A 19,593-nucleotide genomic window follows, 5' to 3' on the forward strand; every position below is an offset into this window, starting at 1 on the left:
GTTAGGTGTGGCGGTGGACGATCTGGATGCGGGTGATTCCTTCCAAATAGGGCAGTACAGGGTGGTCGGCCGGCTCGGCAGAGGGGGAATGGGCACCGTCTACCTCGGTGAGGCACCCGACGGGCAGCGAGTCGCCATCAAGGTCATCAACCCCGAGTACAGCCGCCACGACCAGTTCAGGATGCGCTTCCGCCGCGAGGCCGACGCCGCCCAGCGGGTACGCAGGTTCTGCACGGCCGCCGTGATCGAGACCGCGCTCGACGGCGACCAGCTCTACGTCGTCACCGAGTACGTCCCCGGCCCCAACCTGGAGGAGGCCGTACAGAACGGCGGGCCGTTGCGCGGCTCCAGCCTCGACTCGCTCGCGGTCGGCGTGGCGACCGCGCTGGCCGCCATCCACTCCGCCGGGGTGGTGCACCGCGACCTCAAGCCCTCCAACGTGCTGCTCTCCCCGGTGGGCCCCCGGGTGATCGACTTCGGCATCGCCCGCGCGCTCGACACGCTCGGCGGGATCACCGGGACCGGCGAGATCCTCGGCACCCCCCGCTACATGGCCCCCGAGGCGCTGCGCGGCGAACCGCTGTCCGCGGCGTGCGACGTCTTCTCCTGGGGCTGCCTGGTCGCCTTCGCCGCCAGCGGCAAGGCGCCCTTCGGCGGGGAGAGCCTGCCGTCGGTGCTCTACCAGGTGCTCAACACCGAACCCTCCCTCGACGGCCTTGAGGGATCGCTGCGCGAGCTGGTGACCCACGCCATCGCCAAGGACCCCCTGCGCAGGCCGACCTCCCAGCAGATCCTCGACCACCTGGTCGGCCGCTCTGCCCCGCACGAGCAGGCCGCGGACTCGGTCCAGGCCGCCTGGCAGCGCGGCCCCGCGGTGCCCGACTTCGTCGAGGCGGGCGGGACGGCCGTGTGGGCCGGGCAGGAGCCGCTCGGGACGACGGTCCTGCCGGGCACGCCCGCTCCGCGGCGACGCCGTACCACGAGGACGGTCGTGATCGGGGCGGTCTCCGCCCTGGCCGTGGTGGTCGCGGGAGCCGGGCTGTTCCTCAGCCTGGCCTCGGGCGGGCCGCCGGAGAACCTCCCCCTGCTCTACCAGGAGGACTTCACCCAGAGCGGCAACGGCTGGAGCGGCGGCGTCTACGACGGCACGGCCGACCGGTACGGCTACTCCCCCGACGGCTTCTACGCCGTGGACGTGGACGGCGGCTACCCGGTGGGACGGCAGAAGGCGCCGATCGGCTTCCTGACCGCCCCGCCCGTGGTCCCCAACCTCCTGGCCAGCCCGACCCCGGTCATCCCCGACCGGTTCCTGCTGGGCGTCGACGCCGGGACCCGCCCCGGAACCGAGGGGCCCGGCGAGTACGGCCTGTTCTGCCGCGGCGAGGAGAGCTACGAGGCGACCCGCTACGAGTTCCTGGTCGACACCCTCGGCACGGCCCGCATCCGCAAGGCCGTCAAGAGCGGCGGCGGCGAGCTGATCAAGGCCGTCCCGGTCGACCTGCCGGAGAAGGGCCCGGTGCGCGTCCAGGCCGAGTGCGCGGGCGGACCGGACGGCGTGCGACTGACCATGTGGGTGGACGGCGAGCAGGTCGGGACCGTCCTCGACGCCAACCCGCTGCCCAGCGGCCAGGTCGGCGTGCTCGCCCGGGTCGGGGAGAAGAGCAGCGCGACACTCAGGGCGTCCTTCGACAACTTCACCATGCGCGGCGTCCCGCGCGAGGACGACTCCCCCACGCCCTCCGGCGGGAACAGCGAGTGACCCCCGCGGGGTTGGGGACGTTGATCGAACCATCCAACGAGCGAAGGAGCCAGCACGATGCGTGCCATAGTCGTCTCCGCGACCGGCGGTCCCGAGGTCCTCGCCTACACCGACCACCCGGACCCGGAGCCGAACCCCGGTGAGGTGCTGGTCGACGTCGCCGCCAGCGGGGTGAACTTCATCGACGTCTACCACCGGATCGGGCGCTACCCGCTCTCGCTGCCCTTCGTCCCCGGCAACGAGGGCGCGGGCACCGTGGCCGCCGTCGGTGAGGACGTGACCGGTCTGTCCGTCGGTGACACCGTGGCCTGGGCCGGGGTGATGGGCAGCTACGCCGCCCGCGCGGTGGTGCCCGCCTCGCAACTGCTGACCGTGCCCGAGGGGATCGACGCCGAGCAGGCTGCGGCGGTGACCCTGCAGGGACTGACCGCCCACTATCTGACCCACTCCACCTACGAGGTGAAGCCCGGCGACGACGTGCTGGTGCACGCGGCGGCCGGGGGCGTCGGCCTGTTGCTCGTCCAGATCGCGAAACTGCGCGGCGCCCGGGTGATCGGCACGGTCTCGACCGAGGAGAAGGAGACGCTGGCCCGCCAGGCGGGCGCGGACGAGGTGCTGCGCTACGACGGCTTCGCCGAGGCGGTGCGCGACCTGACCGGTTCCGGCGTGCACGTCGTCTACGACGGCGTCGGCGCGGCCACCTTCGACGACAGCGTCGCCTCGCTGCGCCCGCGCGGCATGATGGCCCTGTACGGCCAGGCCAGCGGCCCGGTCCCGCCCGTCGACCCGCAGGTCCTGGCCAGGGGCGGCTCCCTGTTCCTGACCCGCCCCAGTCTCGGCCCCTACGTCGCCACCCGCGACGAGCTGGCCTGGCGGGCCTCGAACATCTTCGGCTGGGTGGCCTCCGGCGACCTCAGGGTCCACATCTCCGCCCGCTACCCCCTGTCCGAGGCCGCCCAGGCCCACAGGGACCTGGAGGCCCGCCGCACCACCGGCAAGCTCCTTCTTCTCCCGTAAGGGCTCCGCGAGGGTTCAGCCCCGCAGGACCCGCCACATGACGGACGGGCGCATGAGGGCGGACGGGGGGTCGAGCAGGCCGGTCACCCGGGTGAAGGCGACCGCGGCCTCGGCGTCGTGTGAGGCGGCCCGCTGCAGCCTGCGGACGTAGGCGTCCATGAACCTGGCCTGCGGGGTCATGGACGGCCCCGTCCCGCGCGCGGCCAGGTCGGCGCCCGTCGACAGCTGCCAGGCGGGGTCGAGGGCCTTGGCCGCCGCGGTGAAGTAACGGCGGGCCAGGCCCTCGGTGCCCTCGCGCAGGCACTCGCGCATCGCCGCCACCTCAAGCGCGGCCACCGACATCCCCTGCCCGTAGATCGGGTTGAAGTTGCACAACGCGTCCCCGGCGACCAGCAGCCCCTCAGGGAAGCGCGCCAGCCGCTCGTAGTGGCGCCGTACGCTGGCCGGAATCCTGGCCACCCCGATCTCGCCGAGCGGTTCGGCGGCGCGCACCGCCGCGGCCACCTCGGCGGGGACGACCTCATCGACCCAGGCGAAGAAGTCGGCGGGGTTCACGGGCGCGGGCGCCCCCGCGTTGCCGCCGAGCGTCGCCAGCCAGCGGTCCCCCTCGACCTGGCACAGCGCCACCCCCTTCGGCTGACCCGGGTAGGTGCCGACGAGGACCAGCCTGTCCTTCATCGACCCTTCGGGAAGGCGCAGGTACCACGTCGCGTAGGACACCTCGACCTTGACGACCTCCTCGGCGGGCCGCTCGAACCCCATCGTCTCCAGCCAGGAGAGCGTCCGCCCTCCTCTGCCCATGACGTCCACGACGAGGTCGGCGGGCAGTTCCTCGTCGTCACCGGCCCGCCCGGCGGCGGCGATCCGCACCCCGGCGACCCGTGCCGTCCCGGAGGAGGCGTCCGTCATGAGGCCGGTGACCTGGCTGCGGTCACGTACCGTCACCGTCGGCAACGCCCGTACCCTGTCCAGCACGTGCCGTTCGAGGAAGGGCCTGGTCGCCGAGATGCCCCGCTCCCCGGTCGGCGTCCGCGCGAACTCGTGGCCCCCCATGATCATCTGTAACTGCACGATCATCTCGTACGACACCGCCCCGGCGGCGACCATCTCCTCCGTGATGCCGGGGAGAAGTTCCTCGATGATCCGTAACCCCCTGGGCAGCAGGGCGTGGGCGTGGAAGCCCTGCGGCACACCCCTGCGCGGCCCGTCCTGCCCCTCCCCCGACAGGTCGTCCCGCTCGACGAGCGTCACCCGGTCGTAGAAGTCGGCCAGCCCCCGCGCGACGAGCAGCCCGCCCATCCCCGCCCCCAGCACGACCGCGTGCTTCCCCGCCCTACGAATCATCGTCGCCTCCCGTTGCCGCGCCAATGGTTCGAATCTGCCGGAAAGATCACCGAAGATCGAGACTTGACGTCAGGAAACAGCCGGGACGAAGCCGTCTATCGTGAAGCCATGGACGTGGACACCGCTTTCGTGCTCGGCGGCGGAGGCGTGCTCGGGGCCCACGAGGTGGGCATGCTGCGCGCGCTCGACGAGGCGGGCGTCAAACCGGACGTGGTCGTCGGCACCTCCGTCGGAGCGCTGAACGGCGTGGTGCTCGCGGCCCACCCCGGTGACGCGGTCAGGCACCTCACCTCCCTGTGGCGCTCCGAGGTCGTCCGTACGGCCTTCGCCGGATCGTGGGTCACCCGCCTGTCCACGCTGGCCAAGAGCGGCACCCACCTGCACTCCCCGGAGCCGCTGCGCGAGCTGCTGACCCGGACGCTGCCCGTGTCCCGCATCGAGGAGCTGGCGGTGCCGTTCCAGTGCGTCGCCGCCTCCGTCGAGCACGCCCGCGCCCACTGGTTCACCGAGGGGCCGCTGGTCGAGGCGGTCCTGGCCTCGTGCGCGGTGCCCGGGCTGCTGCCGCCGATCCGGGTCGGCGACGACCACTTCCTCGACGGCGGCCTGGTGCACAGCATCCCGGTCGGGCGGGCGGTCGCCCTGGGTGCCCGCCGCGTCTACGTCCTGCACGTCGGCCGGATCGAACGGCCGCTGACCGTCCCGCGCCGCCCCTGGGAGGTCGGCCTGATCGCCTTCGAGATCGCCCGCAGGCACCGCTTCGCCGAGGAGATGGCCGCCCTGCCCGGAGGGGTCGAGGTGCACGTCATGCCCTCGGGCTCAGAGAACAGGCCGGGCGTCGACCTCTCCCAGCTGCGCTACCGGGACTCCTCGCAGATCTCCGGATACATCCGGCGGGCCTACGAGGCCTCCTCCCGCTACCTCGCCGAGCTGGCCCGATAGAAGGGGAGGTGGCCGTGCTTCCTCCGCGCATCATCCGCCGGTTGGTCCTCGCCCCCCTCGTCATCGTGCTCACCGTGGCCGCGGTGGTCACCCTTCCCGTCTGGCTGCTGGTGGTCACCGCGGCCTCACTGCGCCTGCCGCCCCCGCAGCGGCGCGGCACCCGGCTCGTCTGGTTCGCGGTGGCGTGGCTGACGCTGGAGTCCATGGCGCTGATCGCCTGCCTGTGGCTGTGGATCATCGACCTGGGCGGCAGGCTGAGTCACGACGAACGTGAGGAACGGCACTACGCCCTGGTCAGATGGCTGCTGTCCAGCGTGTACGGTGCCGCCGTACGGATCTTCGGGCTGAGTGTCGAGATCGACGAGCCGCAGGCGACCCCCGACGAGCTGTCCCGCCGCCTGACCCGTCCGGTGATCGTCCTGTCCCGCCACGCGGGCCCCGGCGACTCCGTCCTGCTCGTCCACCACCTGCTCACCCGGTACGGCAGGCGCCCCAGGATCGTGATGAAGGCGGCGCTGCAGCTCGACCCGTCCCTGGACGTCGTGGTCAACCGGCTGCCGAACGCCTTCGTCCCGCCCGACGTGGAGACGGGCGGCGTCGTCACCGAGATCCGCCGCCTGGCCTCGGACATGGAGGCCGACGACGCCCTGGTGATCTTCCCCGAGGGGGGCAACTTCACCCCGAAACGCCGGGGACGGGCGATCCTGCGCCTGGAGGACCGGGGGCTGCGTGAGGAGGCCGCCCGCGCCCGACGCCTCGAACACCTGCTGCCGCCCCGCCCCAACGGGGCCCTGGCCGCCATCGAGGCCTGCCCGTCCGCCGACGTGGTCTTCGTGGCCCACACCGGCCTGGACGACCTGGTCACCCTCGGCGACGTCTGGCGCAGGTTGCCGGTGCGCGCCGAGGTCAGGGCGGGGTGGTGGCGGGTGCGGGCGGAGGACGTGCCCACAGGCCGGGAGGAACGGATCACCTGGCTGTTCGACCAGTGGGACAGGATAGACGCCTGGATCACCGAACACCGCTCGGCACCGGTCGCCGGGGCCGAGGGTTAGGATCTCTCGATCTTCGCGCTGCGGTGCAGCAGGTGGACGTTGCGGAACTTCTGGGTCGGGTCGGCGATCACGCGAAGCCCCGGCTTCCCGGCCAGCGGGGCCAGATCGAGATCGGATGTCATGCCTCGCACACAGACCGACCGCAGCTCGGTCAGAGAAGCGAGCGGCGACAGATCCGTCACCTGGGAGGATCTCTCAAGGGAGAGGAACTCAAGTTTCGACAGCTCGGCCAGCGGACCGAGGTCGGAGGCCGGGGTCTCGTAGAGGGTCAGGCTTTCGAGGCCGCGCTGACGAGCCAAGGGTGACAGGTCCCTCACCGGGCACGTCCCGAGACGCAGCAGGAAGAGGTCGTCGAAGGCGTCGAGCGCGTCCAGGTCGTCGACGGTGGTGTCCCACAGGCTCAGCGAGCGAAGCCGCGGACAGCGATCGGCCAGGACGCGTAGCCCGCCGACGATGTCGCCGCCGGAGAGAACGAAGCTCCCCAGCCGCGGAAGATCCGCGAGGAATCTCAGATCCTTCAGGTGGGGAACCTGATGGAGGTGCAGGCTCCTCAGTTCGGTCTGCCTGGCGACCGGACCGAAGTCGTCGATCAGCGCCAGACCCGCGAGGGTCAATATGTCGAGACGGGGCATCCGGTCGAGGAAGGCGAGATCTCCGGTGAAGCCACGGCCCTGCAGGATCAGATCCTCCAGCGCGGACAGCCGGGTGAGGGGCTCCAGGTCGGCGGGAAGTGACGACTCCACGTCGATCGACAGCCACTCCAGGCCTGTGAGAGTCCCCACGGCGCCGAGGTCGGCCTCGTCCATGGAGTCCATGGAGTACACGGTCAGCCCGCGTAACCTCGGCAGGCCGCGCAGGAAGTCCAGCCCACCGGAAACGGGACAGGACACATGGAGGTTGCGCAGCCGCTCCAGACGGTGGAGGCTGCCCAGCAGACGCGGGTTGTCGACCTCCAGCCTTTCATCGAGCAGTGGCGCGTCCGCGAGGACCTCGGCGGCGTAGCGGTCGGGGTCGAAGTAGTCCCATCCGGCGACGAGTTCCCGCTGGACCTTCTCCCGAGGGTCGCCGCCGTACCCGGCGAGCCTGCGCATAGCCCGTGAGCCGTTGATCAGCCAGCAGGTCCGCACCGTCGCCGCCGCCCTCGCCTGCGACAGGCCGCCCAGGTCGTCGGGCAGGCGGCGCAGGATCTCCTCCCCCGCGAGCGCGAGCACCCTCGCCTCGGCCGCGTTCCTGGGCGGGATCACCTCGGCCAGGCACGTCTCGACCCGCTCCTCCAGGTCACGCGGGAGCTCCTGGATCGTCTCCAGGCAGCCGGCGACCAGCAGCCGCAACCTGCGCGCGTGTTTGTCCCGCCCGTCGATCCGGTCGAGCAGGCCGCCGAGCAACTCCCGCCGTACCGGGGCGTTGGCGTGCCCGGCGGCCATCACCACCGTCTCGCGCCACTGGTCCAGGTGGGCCCGCTCGACCAGCGGTTCGACGTCGGCGTCGTCGGCCGCCTGCTTGGCCGCGAGATACTCCTGGACCGTCCGGTGCACGAAGTCGATCCGCCCGGGAACCGGCTCCCTGATCACCCCGCTGCGCTGCAGCAGATGGTCGAGCACGGCCCGCGCGTGCGCCTCGACCCTGGGCATGGTCCCGATGCGCTCCTCGACCCGTTTGAGCGCCGTGGCCGAGGAGAGCTCGGAGCGGCCCAGCATCGTGAGCCGCCAGGCCAGATCCTGGAGAATGCGGACCTTCTGCTCGGGTTCGAGGGCGATCTCGACGGCGATGCCGCGTTCTGCGTCCCGGCGTTCGAGCAGCAGTTCCAGGGCGGCCTCGTACAGGCCCATCCGGTTGCGCGGCAGCTGCTTGCCCCGGTCCAGGTTGAGCGCGCACAGCATCGCCGCGAGCAACGGCGTCGAGGCCAGCGCCCGCAGGTGCGGGCTGCTCTCGAACCTGGCCAGCAACGCGCCCTCGTACTCGTCGAGCCGCTCCGGCGCGCACGGCAGGCTCCGGGAGCCCCGCATCGCGACGTGCCACTGCCGTACCAGTTCGCGCAGGTCGGCGGGGGTCATGGGCTCCAGCAGGACCGGGGAGAAGCCCTCCTCGGCCAGCCAGCGCGCGTCGGCCGCCGCGGGCCGGGAGGTCACCACGGTCACGGTCCCCGGGTAGGCGGCCAGCAGCCCGCCGAGCCACTGCCTGACCGCGGGCCGGTGCCGTACGGCCAGCTCGTCCACCCCGTCCACGAGCAGCAGGGCGCGTCCGGCGTCGAGCACCCGGTGCGCCCAGCCCTCCGGCATCCGGCCCGCGAGCGGCGCCGCGACGTCGGCGAGAAGGCCCTCGGGGCCTGGCAGCCTGCCCGAGGGGTGGCTGCGGAGCTTGACGAAGAGCGGGATGCGGCCCCTCCAGTGGGCCAGGTCCCCGGAGTAGCCGCTCCGCGCGGCGGTCACCGACAGCCAGCGCAGCAGCGTGCTCTTGCCCGAGCCCGCGTCGCCCCGCAGCAGCACCCGCCGGGAGCGGCCGAGGGCGCTCTCCACCCGCAGGGTCGCCGCCTCGTACCCACCGCCCGCACCGGGCAGGTCGGTCAGGTCGGCGAAGCGCATCCGCTCGGGGACGCGCTCGCGCGAACGGTCCTCCGGCGAGACGTTGAGGCTGATGTAGGCGACGCTCAGCGTGGCGCGGGGGCGGTAGTTCTCCACCCGGACGCCGAACAGCTCGACCTCGTCGAGGGTGGTGCTGAGGTGTTCGAGATAGCGACGTTCGAACTCCGCGTCGTCCTGGGTGCCGGTCGGCGCGTCGAGCGAGCGGGCGGGCAGCCTGGCCAGCCCTGAGGCGACCTGCTGACCGAGGACGGCGATCCGCTCCTCGACGGCGGACAGGCGGCTCAGGGTCTCGGTGGCGGCCCTGGGGAGATACTGCGGCAGCTGCCTGACGATCCTGAGCAGGCAGTCGAGGCACTCGTCGAGCAGCACGTCGTACAGCCTGGCCCCGGTCTCACCGAGCTGACGCATGGGGTCGCCGAGGCTCTTTCCGAGGCCCTTTCTGAGGTCCCTGGCGAGCTTGACGGGGTCCATGTCGGCGGCCATGAGGGCCTTGTCCGACAGGTCGGCCGATTCGAGGGCGGCGACGACCTCGTGCAGCACGGCTGCCCTGTCGTTCTCGGTGAGGCCGCCGTACTCCTGCTCGGCGAGGACCGCGATCCGCCGTTCGACGCCGTCCGCGATGGCGGCGAGCTGGCGTTCCAGGCTGCGCCGTACGAACCGGTCGGGGAATCCGGCCCGGATCAGCTCGGACAGGTCGGCGTCGCGTTCGGCCTTGGCGGCGCGGGCGGCCAGCCCCTCCCGCAGGGCGCGTTCGGCGACGGCCCTGCCCGCTGCGGCGACGACGGCTTCCAGTCCGGACATGCTGCTCCTCGGCGCGCGGCGATCCCCCTCCAATGATCAACCAAAAAGACGCCGGTTAATGAAAAATCCGGATAACTACGGGGCTACCAGTCCTGGGAAAGTCCCGACATACGACGGAAGTACTCGTCCTCGTCGATCTCTCCCGCCGCGTAACGGCGCTTGAGGATCTCACGAGGATCTTCTTCGAGCGCGGGCCGCGGCTTCCCCCGCAGCATGCGCACGATCGGCCCTGGGCGGACGATCACCAGGACGATCACCGCGATGACGAGCAGGGGCAGTACGAGCCGGAGCATCACTCACCTCCCATGCTTCTGTTGTGCGAAATTCTGCGAGAAGTCCGGCGCTTCACGCAAGGACCCGCCCGGCGGCAGCACCGGCAGGCCCCGGGGGGCACCGCCGTCGAGCAGCCGGAGCAGGGCGCCGGTGTCCAGGTGCCGCTCGACCATGTCGCCCAGCGCGTCCAGCCTCTCCTGCCGCAGCGCGGCGAAGGAGACATCCGGAGCCGGGACGAAGTCACGCCCGCTGACGGCCGCCACGTCGGCGAGGAACGCCCTGCGGAAGTCGTCGTTCTCCAGCGCCCCGTGCCAGGTGGTACCCCAGACCGAGCCGGAGCGGCAGCCGTCGAGGAAGGGCTCTCCCCCGTGCGCGGTCACCACGCCGTGGTGGATCTCGTAGGCCTCGACCCGGCAGCCGTAGGCGACCCCCGAGGGCCGCCCCAGCGTCTTCTCCGCGGCGAACTCCACCGTCGCCGGCAGCAGCCCCAGCCCCTCGACCGTCCCCTCCCCCGACTCGACGTCGTCGTGGATCGTCCCGGCGAGCATCTGGTAACCGCCGCAGATGCCCAGCACCGCCCGCCCCGGCAGCGCGTCGGCCAGTCCGCTCGCGCGCAGCCACGCCAGGTCGGAGACCGTGGCCCTGGACCCGGGCAGCACCACCAGGTCGACGTCGTCGAGCTCGGCGGGCGAGGTCACGAACCGGACCGTCACCCCGGGCTCCGCGGCCAGCGCGTCGAAGTCGGTGAAGTTGGACACCCTCGGCAGTCTCACCACCGCGACCCTCAGGGTCTGCCGGCCGTACGGCGGGCGGGTGGCCGTGGGCCTGCCGTTCAGGGCCAGGGAGTCCTCCACGTCCAGCCACAGGCCGTCCAGCCAGGGCAGCACGCCGTACACCTCGCGGCCCGTCAGCCCCCTGATCATGTCGAGACCGGGGGCGAGGATCTCCGGCGCCCCCCTGAACTTGTTGATCACGAACCCGGCCACCAGAGCCTGGTCGTCCGGATCGAGAAGGGCGACCGTGCCGTACAGCGAGGCGAAGACGCCGCCCCTGTCGATGTCCCCGACCACGATCACCGGCAGGTCCGCCGCCCTGGCCAGGCCCATGTTCGCGATGTCGCCCCTGCGCAGGTTGATCTCGGCGGGACTGCCCGCTCCCTCGCAGACCACCACGTCGTGGCGTTCCCGCAGCCGCCCGAGCGCGTCCACGGCCACCTGGCGCAGCCGTTCCTTGACGTCCCAGTACTCCATGGCGTCCACCTCGGCCAGCGGTCTGCCCATGACCACGACCTGGCTGCGCCGGTCGCTGCCCGGCTTGAGGAGGATCGGGTTCATGTCCGCGGAGGGCTCAAGGCCGCATGCGGCGGCCTGCATCGCCTGGGCCCTGCCGATCTCGGCGCCGTCGGCGGTGACGAAGGAGTTCAGCGACATGTTCTGCGCCTTGTACGGCGCCACCCGCACCCCCTGCCTGGCCAGCCAGCGGCAGATCCCGGCGGTGACGACGCTCTTGCCCGCGTCCGAGGTGGTCCCGGCGACCAGCAACGCCCCTTTGACCGGGGCCGGAGCATCATGTGGGGGAAGGCTCGTCATGCCTCACAGCATGCCGTACCGCCCATGTTGACCTGTCGGCGTGGGCAGACCTGTCGGCGTGGGTCCGAAAAACGCCGCCTTCGTCGACACAGGCCCGGGAGCCGGTGCCTGGGGCTCGCTCGCACCGCCGGGGACCGCTCTCGCCCCTCTTGCCACCGCAGGCGCAAAGGATCGCTCCCAACGCCGTCGGCACAAGAGGTCCTTTCCTGCGCCGTGAACTCAGAGGTCCCCTACCGCCGCCGGCGCAGGAGCGTCGCCAGCACCGCCACGCCCGCCGCGGTGAACCCGACCGCCCTGGCCAGCCGTACGGCACGGCGGATGTCCGGCACCGAGGGCTTGGGGCCGTCCCCCATCTCCGGGCGGTGCTCCACGCGGTCGCCGTACACGTTGACGCCGCCGAGCGTGACGTCGAGCGCCCCGGCGAAGGCCGCCTCGCAGCGACCCGAGTTCGGGCTGGGATGACGGTGGCCGTCCCTGCGCAGCATCCGCGCCGAACGCCGGGCCGAACCGCCGACCACGGGCGCGCACACGGCTGTGAGCAGGCCGGTGATCCGTGCCGGAACGAGGTTGGCGACGTCGTCGAGCCGGGCGGCGGCCCAGCCGAACCGCTCGTAGCGGGCGCTGCGGTGACCGACCATGGCGTCCAGGGTGTTGACCGCCCGGTAGGCCAGCAGCCCGGGGACCCCGGCCACCGCCCCCCAGAACAGCGGCGCGACCACGGCGTCCGAGGTGTTCTCCGCGACCGACTCGACCGTCGCCCTGGCCAGTTCCGCCGCCTCAAGCCGGGAGGGGTCACGCCCGCACAGGTGCGAGAGCCTGCCGCGTGCGCCCGCGAGGTCGTCCGCCTCAAGGAACTCCGCCATCGCCACGCCCTCGCGCCCCAGCGTCGTACCGCCGAGCACCGCCCAGGTGGCCACCGCGCTCAGCGCGCCCCGCAGCACCGGATTGCCCGTCCTGGCCACGGCCACCCCGAGCAACACCACCGGGCCGACGCACAGCGCGACATGGACGACCCCGGCGGGGCGGGCGTCGCCGTACAGACGGCTCTCCAGCGCCGTGGCGGCCCGGCCGAACAACGCGACCGGATGCCCACGCCTCGGATCGCCCAGTACGGCGTCCGCGACGACCCCGGCAAATATCCCCAGGGCCTCTGCCCGGGTTTCAGATGAGATGGCCATGAAGCCGGTCCTGGTTCCTCTCAAGCCAGGCGCACGCCCGACGGATGCGTGCCCCGGCGCCACCCTCCCACATCCGGGCCCAGCCACCGCCCAGGGACTCCGCCCTGGCGCGCATGGCGACGTAGGAGCGGTTGAAGCGGAGCCTGGACAGGTCGAGCAGGCGGCGACGGTCCCGGGCCGCCAGGCCGTACGCGTCGCAGAACAGCCGCAGCCTCGGCCCGACCGCGAGATCGGCCTGGAGCGGCTCCAGGTCGACGGGATCGGCGATCGGCGCCCAGTGCCGCAGTGTCGTCACCACGTCGAACAACCGGGTCGTCGGCCTGGCCATGTCGAAGTCGATCAACGCGGCGGGCAGCCCGTCCCTGAAGATCACGTTGTCGAGGTTGACGTCGCAGTGGCCGACCAGCTCGGCGGGCGCGTCGTCGTTGGACCCCGTCTCCCAGCAGGCGCCCCGGGGCGGGACGAACCCGGCGCAGGCGTCGTGGAAACGCCGCAGCAACTCCGCCAGGGCCACCAGCGACTCGTCGGTGAGCGCGTAGGCGGGCAGCGGCCTGGGGGCCGACTCCCCCACGACGTAGGTCAGGATCTCCCTGCCCTCTTCGTCGAACCCCATGGTCCTCGGCGCCCCGTCGAATCCGGCGCTCTCCAGGTGCCGCAACAGTGCGTGCACCGACCGCGTCGAGGTACGGACCGGTCTGCGGACGGTGTCGCCGACCCGCACGACACCGTCGGTCACGTCACCGCCCAGCAGGGGAATCTCCTTCTGGAACGTGACGGCGAACATGGCATACGAGCGTAGACCGCCTTCTCCTTCGAGGAGAACGATTTCCGGTGAAACACCCAACGCGCCGCAGATCACCACCCCTACGACCACTCCGCCGGGCAGATGTCCCCTGGGTACGCTCCCCGGCTCCCGGCCTGCGGAGTGATCCTCACGACACAGACGGGAAACCGATGCGTACGCACTCCCCGGATCATGCACAATTAAGCGGGAGCGCCCTTAGCTCAGCTGGATAGAGCACCGGACTTCTAATCCGACGGTCGCAGGTTCGAATCCTGCAGGGCGCGCTTCGCATGACCAGCCAAAAGAGCCTCTGACCAGCGACAACGCCGGGCAGAGGCTCTCTTGACGTGTGCGGTGGTGTGCGGTCAGAGGCGGGTGGCTGCGGCTGGTTGTGCCGAATACGTGCGCAAGTTTCCAGACCTACCGCGGATCACGCACCGTCTCCTCCCGGGCGCTTCGGCGCTTGGCGGCCTCGTCCTGGCCGGCGATGCACTTGGCATAGATCCTGAGCAGGGCTTCGGTTTCGGTCTCGGTTTCAGCGTCGGGCTCCTGCCCCACTCCGTTCAGCTGCGGCCCAGCCCTGTGAAGAACAGCGACAACGGCCATGGCCATGAGAGCCGCCAAGTGGAGCGGCACGCGCTCCTCGCGGTCGATGTGAAGACCCGCGTCGGCGGTGCCTCCGTCTTCGGCGTCATGGTCATGCACGGCGATTCCGGCGGCTTCGAGAGCGTCGCGGGTAGTGGTGTTCCTCGATCAGGTGGTGGTTCATCGTACCTGGGTGAGGCGTAGAAGCCGCCGGGCGGGTTGCATGGGCAGGATGATCGTGCGCAGGCGAACAGCAGGATGCCCCCGCCTCCGGTCGGAGACGGCGAGGGCGTCAACCGCGTCGGCCACGGGACAGGCGGACGGGATACGTCCCGTTCGTCACAGGTATATGTCGTAGTAGTACCCCCGCATACCCGGACGCGGATCGCCGTTGTAGTAGTAGCAGTCGGTTATCGGTAGGTCGGTGAACACCTCCAGCAGCGCCGCATTGCAGGCGGCCAGGGTCGGGTAGGGGCCTCTTCGATACCACTGCTCCATCAGGGAGGGGTGCTCACCGGCAGAGGCGGTGGTGACGCTTGCCTGGCTGGAGGCGACGGCGGGTGTCGCGCCGGCCAGGACGCCGGCGCTCATCGCCACCAGTACGGCTGCGGTGGACAGTCGACGGATTTTCACGAGGTCTCCTTGCGGCTGGTAGGGGACACCTTCAGATGAGCACCGATCGGCCGGGGCGGGGAGCTCCCGGTTTCCCATATTTCGGCGGCATGGTCCGGTGAACGGGCCGGTTTGTGCCGTGCTGAGGGTCATGGGAGGTACACGTCGAAGTACCAGCCCGTCGGCCAGCCCCGGCCGCCGTCGTAGTGGTAGCAGCCGCTCGCCGAGGTGTAGTCGCCCCGGTCTGCGCCCTCCTGCCGGGCCGTCCGGCATGCCTCCTGGGAGGAGAAAGGTCCCTGCCGGTACCAGTCCGGCGGCAGGGGCACGGAGGAACGGGCCTCAGCAGCGGACGTGGTGGCGGTGTCGGCGGCGGTCGCGGTCATCGCACCGGACAGGGCGCCGGACAGGGCGCTGACTCCCGAGACGAGCACGAGCACCGCTACGGCGCGCAGGATGCGGATCTTCACCACGTGGCTCCTCTGCAGGGCAGGAATGATCGCCTCAAGATGACCACCGAATGCCCGGGCCGAGGAGCTAACGCTTTCTCATATTTCGGTCGCATGGTGCCGTTCCGCGACCTGCCGGACCGGGCCTGAATCAGTCGCTTACCCGGTCGGCCGTCACGTCGCCCTCGTGCCCGGCCTCGGCGGCGTTCGTGAAACAGCGAGGTTCACGCAGTCGGTGACTCCGGACTCGCCACCGAGGCGGCCCGGTGGACGACGGGACGCCTTCGCGCGACATCAAATGCCCTGCCAGCCTTCGGATGACAGGGCATTTGATATTTCAGACACGGCGAAGAGCATCGGTTTCTTGTTTTATCCGGGGCATTCGCTGCGGGTGATGAATGCCGGAGGGATCAGCAGGGTTCGATCACAGAAATGCGGTCGTTCCAGGAGCCGCCGCCCGGATAGGTGTCCTTCGTGAGGTTCTTGTAGTAGTGGCCGTGGTCAACGGCCAACTCGAAGCTTGCGCCCGCGGTGTCTCGTGCGCACAGCAGGTAGCCGGTGTCGTTGTACACCGAACTGACCTGGTTGTCGTTGTACGTGAGAGCCCCGCCGGGCGCCGAGAAGCACTCGCGCGCACCGCCGAAGTCCTTGTGCTGGTAGGTGCAGAACAATCCGGCCTGAGGGGCCGTTTGGGCTGCCGAGGCTGGAAGCGCACCCATCCCTGCGATCACCGCCACGGCCAAGGCGGTCAACGTACGCGCGGCGAGACGCGCGGATTCCTTGCGCATGAGAGCGCCCTTTCTTCATGGGATTTCATTTACTGAGACCCTGCTGGGGGCCGCGGCCACGACAGACATAGGGTGGCATTTCTTCGAGAGCCGCGCAATGGTGTTTACGGTAGCCCGAAAACACTTTCCGAAGCTTCCTTATTAATTCCGCTCAGGCGCGGGTGATCGGTGGCGCTCTCGACTTGGCGAAGGCACAGAAAGCGCTTACCGAACTCTTTAATGTCCACTTCTGGCCAAGGGGTGAGACCGCTCTCCCGGGTTACCTTCGAGGCGCTCCCCCGAACGGTCTCGCCGGCCCCCTCCGTGAAAGGGCACCCCCATGTCCTTCAAGCGCTTCGCCGTCACCGCCGCGGCTGCGGTGCTCGCCGCCCCGCTGATGCCGTTCCGGCCGCTTTCGCCGATCCTCTGCCGGAGTTCGTCTGCGCGACGGCGAGGTGGTGGGACGGCGACAGCCTGACCCGGCCCGGGAGGCCGACGCCGTTCCTGGACGCCAATGGCTGTGATGGGCCCAGACCGGTCAACGGGCCCGCTCGGATCGCGGTTACGTCTTGGGGCCATGCCTTCGTCTGCCGTGTGACGACGGCCGGAGTAGGGCAGCCCAATGTGACGGGGTGTGACTGCGAATTCGCCGGCTAGCCGGGAGTCTCGCCCGGCGCGGTCCCCTGCCCGGCCTTCCTCATCATCCTCATCACCCGGTGAGGGTCGGCGCCCCGCCTCCAGCATGGAGGCGGGGGCGTGTTGCTTGCGGTCGTCGACGTCGCGGAGCAGACTGAGAGGGCTCATCACCCTCAGAGGGGTCGCAGCAAGAACACCGGAACCGGCGATTCCCCGACCTTGCCTCATCACCCTTGTGAGGGTTCGCGACATGTAAGGCCAGACGCCGCCGTTCTGGTACTCGCCTCATCACCCTGTGAGGGGTCGCAGCGCGCGGACGCCGTTCGCGTCCCATGCGGGACGCCGCGTCCGCATCGCCCCTACCAGGGGCCGCAACACGTCCAAACAGGGGTCGCCCGTTGCCTGCCGGCGAGACTTCCTCACGTGACGACGCCCGGTCCTTCCGGGCGGAGGCACCCTTGACGTGGTGAAGGCGCGGAAAGCCCTTGCCTTGCCCCTCCTGGTGTATATCGTCCGCTTAGGAAAGTTTCTTACTGGAAGTGCCATCTACCTTCGGAACCGGAGGAAGCGCACATGAGAGGAAACCGGGTTACGGCCGCGTCCGCCACCGCCCTGCTCACCGCCTCCCTGCTGGTGGGCTCCGCATCCCCCGCCCACGCCACCCTGACAGGCTGCACCGCGTGGCACTCGGGTAACACCGCCTACAGCCAGTGCACGGGTGGCACGGGCCGGCAGGCGATCCACGCAGAAGGACTGCACGTAAACCCCCAGGTGGGGTACATCTACCGCGATGGCGACCCAGTAGGGGTAGGCGAGATCTCGTCTGCGTACATCTCGGGCACCCTCCTCGGCTACAGGATCATCTTGCTCGACTGACACGGTGTCGAACGGCATGACGGCGCCCCCGCCTCCACCCTCGGAGGACGGGGGCGCGACTCGTTCGTCAGGCCGGGGGTGCGGTCACCCCATGCCGGCGTCCTCGGCACAGCCGGGCCCTGGAAGGTGGCCCTCCTCGCCGCGGGCCCGGCGGTAGGCCTCGTCGTCGTGGCCGCCCAGCGCCCCGGCCCTGTGCAGCCGCTTGAGCCGCTTCCGCGCCCGGGAGCGGGAGGCGTCCGCCGGCTCCCACAGCGGCCTGAGGTATCCGTCCGGTCCGGCTGTCCGCGGTTGGTCCTTGGCGGGGCCGTCCGGCTCACGGGGTGAGTGGTGGGGCTCCCGCCCAGGTCGGTAGTGGTTCACATCTTCTTGTCCACTCAGGAGGGAGGAAGCCGGCGGTGCCTGAAGCCGCGACGATGCCGCCGACGATGGCGCAGGTGGTGTCGACGTCGCCCCCGGCTGTCGCGGTGGTCCACAGGGCCGCTTCGAAGTCGCGACGTTCGCGAGCCGTCACCCAGAGCGTGAAGGGAACCGTGTCGTGGGCGCTGACCTGCCGCCCGTTCCCCAGGGCCTGAGCGGCGAGCACGGGATCACCGATGGTGAGGAGCCTGCGGGCTTCGGCGATGCCTTCCCGGACCAGGCTCGCGGGCACATGTTCCCCGACCCTGTCGAGGAACCGCCCCGGGGAGAGGTCGGGCTCCCTGACCACCGTCACCGCGGCCACGGCCACGGCGACGGCTCCGGCCACCGCTTCCGGGTGCGTGTGGGTGACCTGCGCCGACAAGGCCGCCTGTCGGACGACTTCCGTGAGGTCCTCGGCGAGCCAGGCGCCGAGCGGTGCCACTCGCATCGCGGCGCCGTTGCCCCATGAGCCCTTGCCGTCGAACAATTCAGATGAAAGCGCCCGCCAGTCGCCGCCTTCACGGACAAGGCGAAGCATCCGGTTGGTGGCCGGGCCGTACCCGCGGTCGAAATCGTGACGGGCCGCGAAGCTCGCGGCGAGCCTGTCCTGGTCGGCGACACCGTGATCGGCCAGGACGCGGTAGATGGAACACGCCATCTCGGTGTCATCGGTCCACTGCCACGGGTCAGGTGGAAGCAGACGGCCGGAGAGAGCGTGACGGCTGGCCGGAACGAAGAACTGGGAGCCGAAGGCGTCGCCGAGGGCCAGTCCGTGCAGAGAGGCCGTGGCGCGCGCGAAAGGAGTGGATGGCATCCCCTTCATTGTGAGGGGTGACGATCCGGATGCGCCTGCCCGCCTGCGATCGGCCACCTCGTCCCGGCTGACGATGCGGTTGGCGTACCGACCGGAACCTCCGGCCCATGCGACTGCCTGCGGCCGGAGGATCCTCGGTGGTCTCACGCCGTACAACGGTGATCAACCGCAACGGTGGCGGTTGCCCGCGGTGCGGTACGGTCTGCTCTGGTCCGTAACGATCATGGTGAAACGTGAGGAAGGAGTCGTCATGGACGATGACCGGCTGCCGGACGAGGTCGTGTTGGGTATGGTCGCCCGGCAGGTGTCCGAGGCCACGGGCAAGCCCTGGCACGTCACGGACGGCATGGTCAGAGGGTCCGGCTCGGTCGCCGTCGTGCTCGGCGAGGATCACACCGGCAGTCCCGGGCACCTTGACCTTGATTTCGTTCTCAACGTCGACCGGCCGGACGACACCACGATCAGCGACTGCGTCGTGGGGTACGGCGGCACCACCGAGGAGGCCGTGGATCGTGCGATCCAGCTCTGGCTGGGCACCACCGGCAGCGCCCTCTTCGAACTTCTCAGCCAGGACGGCTCCTTCGCCGGGCACTTCGCCGCCGACGCGCCCGACGGGTTCCCCGGCTGGCATGCCATCCACGGCGGTATCACCGGGTGGGGCACGGGCGACGACTTCCTGGCCGTCCAGCACTGGGCGATGGACAACCCGCTTCTGCCCCGGCTGGCCCCGGTGCTGGGGAGCACGTTCGAGCGTGACCACCTGATCGGCATCAAGGCGTTCTTCGGCGGCGGCAGGGACACCGAGACCACCGAAATCCGGGTCAACGGCGTCCGTCACGAGGCGGCCTCGGAGATGCTGGCCGATCTGGACTGGCCTCGACCGGCCGAAGGTCTGTCCTACGCTCGGACGTTCATGCTGCTCGTGCACAACGAGACCGGGTGAGAGCGGGACACCGCGGTTCTCGAACGAGAAGGCCGGCGAAACAGGTGAGACGCCCCGGCCTTCCACGCTCGACCTGCTTCGCCGTACCGTGAATCCTTCGCGCCCGCCGCCACGCCGTACGGCACGGCATCCGCGCCCGGTTCGCCCGCGTCCTCGCCGAAACCACATCCCTGGCCGGATGCAGGCGAACCACTGCG

General features: G+C 70.6%; 17 protein-coding genes and 1 tRNA gene. 6 read left to right on the forward strand and 12 right to left on the reverse strand.

The annotated features are described in order from the left end of the window. Nucleotides 1-13 precede the first annotated feature (13 nt). Nucleotides 14-1,759, forward strand: coding sequence for a serine/threonine-protein kinase (locus tag ACFYY8_RS19290; protein ID WP_390042581.1), 1,746 nt, complete (start codon nt 14-16; stop codon nt 1,757-1,759). Nucleotides 1,760-1,816: 57 nt separating this feature from the next. Then, on the forward strand, nt 1,817-2,776 hold the full coding sequence (locus ACFYY8_RS19295) for a quinone oxidoreductase family protein (protein WP_390042584.1): 960 nt from the start codon (nt 1,817-1,819) through the stop codon (nt 2,774-2,776). A 15-nt stretch (nt 2,777-2,791) separates the two neighbouring features. Here ACFYY8_RS19295 and ACFYY8_RS19300 read toward each other — a convergent pair whose 3' ends face one another. Continuing rightward, nucleotides 2,792-4,120 carry an FAD-dependent oxidoreductase gene (locus ACFYY8_RS19300; protein WP_390042587.1) on the reverse strand — a complete coding sequence of 443 codons (1,329 nt, stop codon included), beginning with the start codon at nt 4,118-4,120 and terminating at the stop codon, nt 2,792-2,794. Between the two features lie 108 nt (nt 4,121-4,228). Here ACFYY8_RS19300 and ACFYY8_RS19305 point away from each other — a divergent pair, with 108 nt between their 5' ends. Then, nucleotides 4,229-5,059, forward strand: coding sequence for a patatin-like phospholipase family protein (locus ACFYY8_RS19305; RefSeq protein ID WP_390042589.1), 831 nt, complete (start codon nt 4,229-4,231; stop codon nt 5,057-5,059). 14 nt (nt 5,060-5,073) lie between these two features. Further along, nucleotides 5,074-6,111, forward strand: a complete 1,038-nt coding sequence (locus tag ACFYY8_RS19310) for a 1-acyl-sn-glycerol-3-phosphate acyltransferase (RefSeq protein WP_390042591.1) — start codon at nt 5,074-5,076, stop codon at nt 6,109-6,111. On the opposite strand, the gene ACFYY8_RS19315 is transcribed toward ACFYY8_RS19310, so the two are convergent. From ACFYY8_RS19315 to ACFYY8_RS19335, 5 genes are all read right to left on the reverse strand, one after another. Further along, a complete protein-coding gene (locus ACFYY8_RS19315) occupies nt 6,108-9,494 on the reverse strand; it encodes an NACHT domain-containing protein (RefSeq protein ID WP_390042593.1) in 3,387 nt (1,128 codons plus the stop codon). The two genes, ACFYY8_RS19310 and ACFYY8_RS19315, sit on opposite strands and share 4 nt — an antisense overlap. Before the next feature lie 83 nt (nt 9,495-9,577). After that, nucleotides 9,578-9,787: an SHOCT domain-containing protein gene (locus ACFYY8_RS19320; RefSeq protein WP_390042595.1), complete on the reverse strand. Its 210-nt coding sequence runs from the start codon at nt 9,785-9,787 to the stop codon at nt 9,578-9,580. Between the two features lie 3 nt (nt 9,788-9,790). Further along, the gene (locus tag ACFYY8_RS19325; RefSeq protein ID WP_390042597.1) at nt 9,791-11,356 is read right to left on the reverse strand and encodes a cobyric acid synthase; all 1,566 of its coding nucleotides are present in this window, start codon (nt 11,354-11,356) and stop codon (nt 9,791-9,793) included. Between the two features lie 230 nt (nt 11,357-11,586). Beyond that, a complete protein-coding gene (locus tag ACFYY8_RS19330) occupies nt 11,587-12,534 on the reverse strand; it encodes a cobalamin biosynthesis protein (protein ID WP_390042599.1) in 948 nt (315 codons plus the stop codon). Continuing rightward, nucleotides 12,518-13,318: an aminoglycoside phosphotransferase family protein gene (locus ACFYY8_RS19335; RefSeq protein ID WP_352010642.1), complete on the reverse strand. Its 801-nt coding sequence runs from the start codon at nt 13,316-13,318 to the stop codon at nt 12,518-12,520. The genes ACFYY8_RS19330 and ACFYY8_RS19335 overlap by 17 nt, the downstream gene beginning before the upstream one ends. A gap of 210 nt (nt 13,319-13,528) precedes the next feature. On the opposite strand from ACFYY8_RS19335, the gene ACFYY8_RS19340 reads away from it, so the two are divergent. Further along, nucleotides 13,529-13,602 (forward strand) — tRNA-Arg (locus ACFYY8_RS19340). Nucleotides 13,603-13,738: 136 nt separating this feature from the next. Here ACFYY8_RS19340 and ACFYY8_RS19345 read toward each other — a convergent pair. The 6 genes from ACFYY8_RS19345 to ACFYY8_RS19370 all read right to left on the reverse strand — a co-directional run bounded on the left by ACFYY8_RS19345 (nt 13,739) and on the right by ACFYY8_RS19370 (nt 18,462). Continuing rightward, nucleotides 13,739-14,023 carry a hypothetical protein gene (locus ACFYY8_RS19345; RefSeq protein WP_390042602.1) on the reverse strand — a complete coding sequence of 95 codons (285 nt, stop codon included), beginning with the start codon at nt 14,021-14,023 and terminating at the stop codon, nt 13,739-13,741. Between the two features lie 219 nt (nt 14,024-14,242). Continuing rightward, on the reverse strand, nt 14,243-14,536 hold the full coding sequence (locus tag ACFYY8_RS19350; RefSeq protein ID WP_390042604.1) for a hypothetical protein: 294 nt from the start codon (nt 14,534-14,536) through the stop codon (nt 14,243-14,245). Between the two features lie 128 nt (nt 14,537-14,664). Then, entirely contained in the window at nt 14,665-14,982 is a 318-nt protein-coding gene (locus ACFYY8_RS19355; RefSeq protein WP_390042606.1) for a hypothetical protein, read from the reverse strand. Between the two features lie 389 nt (nt 14,983-15,371). Next, the gene (locus ACFYY8_RS19360) at nt 15,372-15,749 is read right to left on the reverse strand and encodes a peptidase inhibitor family I36 protein (protein WP_352010638.1); all 378 of its coding nucleotides are present in this window, start codon (nt 15,747-15,749) and stop codon (nt 15,372-15,374) included. A 1,575-nt stretch (nt 15,750-17,324) separates the two neighbouring features. After that, nucleotides 17,325-17,600 carry a hypothetical protein gene (locus ACFYY8_RS19365; protein ID WP_390042608.1) on the reverse strand — a complete coding sequence of 92 codons (276 nt, stop codon included), beginning with the start codon at nt 17,598-17,600 and terminating at the stop codon, nt 17,325-17,327. After that, complete coding sequence (locus ACFYY8_RS19370; protein ID WP_390042610.1) at nt 17,554-18,462, reverse strand: ADP-ribosylglycohydrolase family protein; 909 nt, start codon at nt 18,460-18,462, stop codon at nt 17,554-17,556. Before ACFYY8_RS19370 ends, ACFYY8_RS19365 begins: the two co-directional genes overlap by 47 nt. 241 nt (nt 18,463-18,703) lie before the next feature. On the opposite strand from ACFYY8_RS19370, the gene ACFYY8_RS19375 reads away from it, so the two are divergent. After that, nucleotides 18,704-19,396: a DUF6348 family protein gene (locus tag ACFYY8_RS19375; RefSeq protein ID WP_390042612.1), complete on the forward strand. Its 693-nt coding sequence runs from the start codon at nt 18,704-18,706 to the stop codon at nt 19,394-19,396. Nucleotides 19,397-19,593 lie beyond the last annotated feature (197 nt).

Origin of the sequence: Streptosporangium sp. NPDC001559, from assembly GCF_042893955.1 — a bacterium.
Taxonomy (GTDB): Bacteria; Actinomycetota; Actinomycetes; order Streptosporangiales; family Streptosporangiaceae; genus Streptosporangium.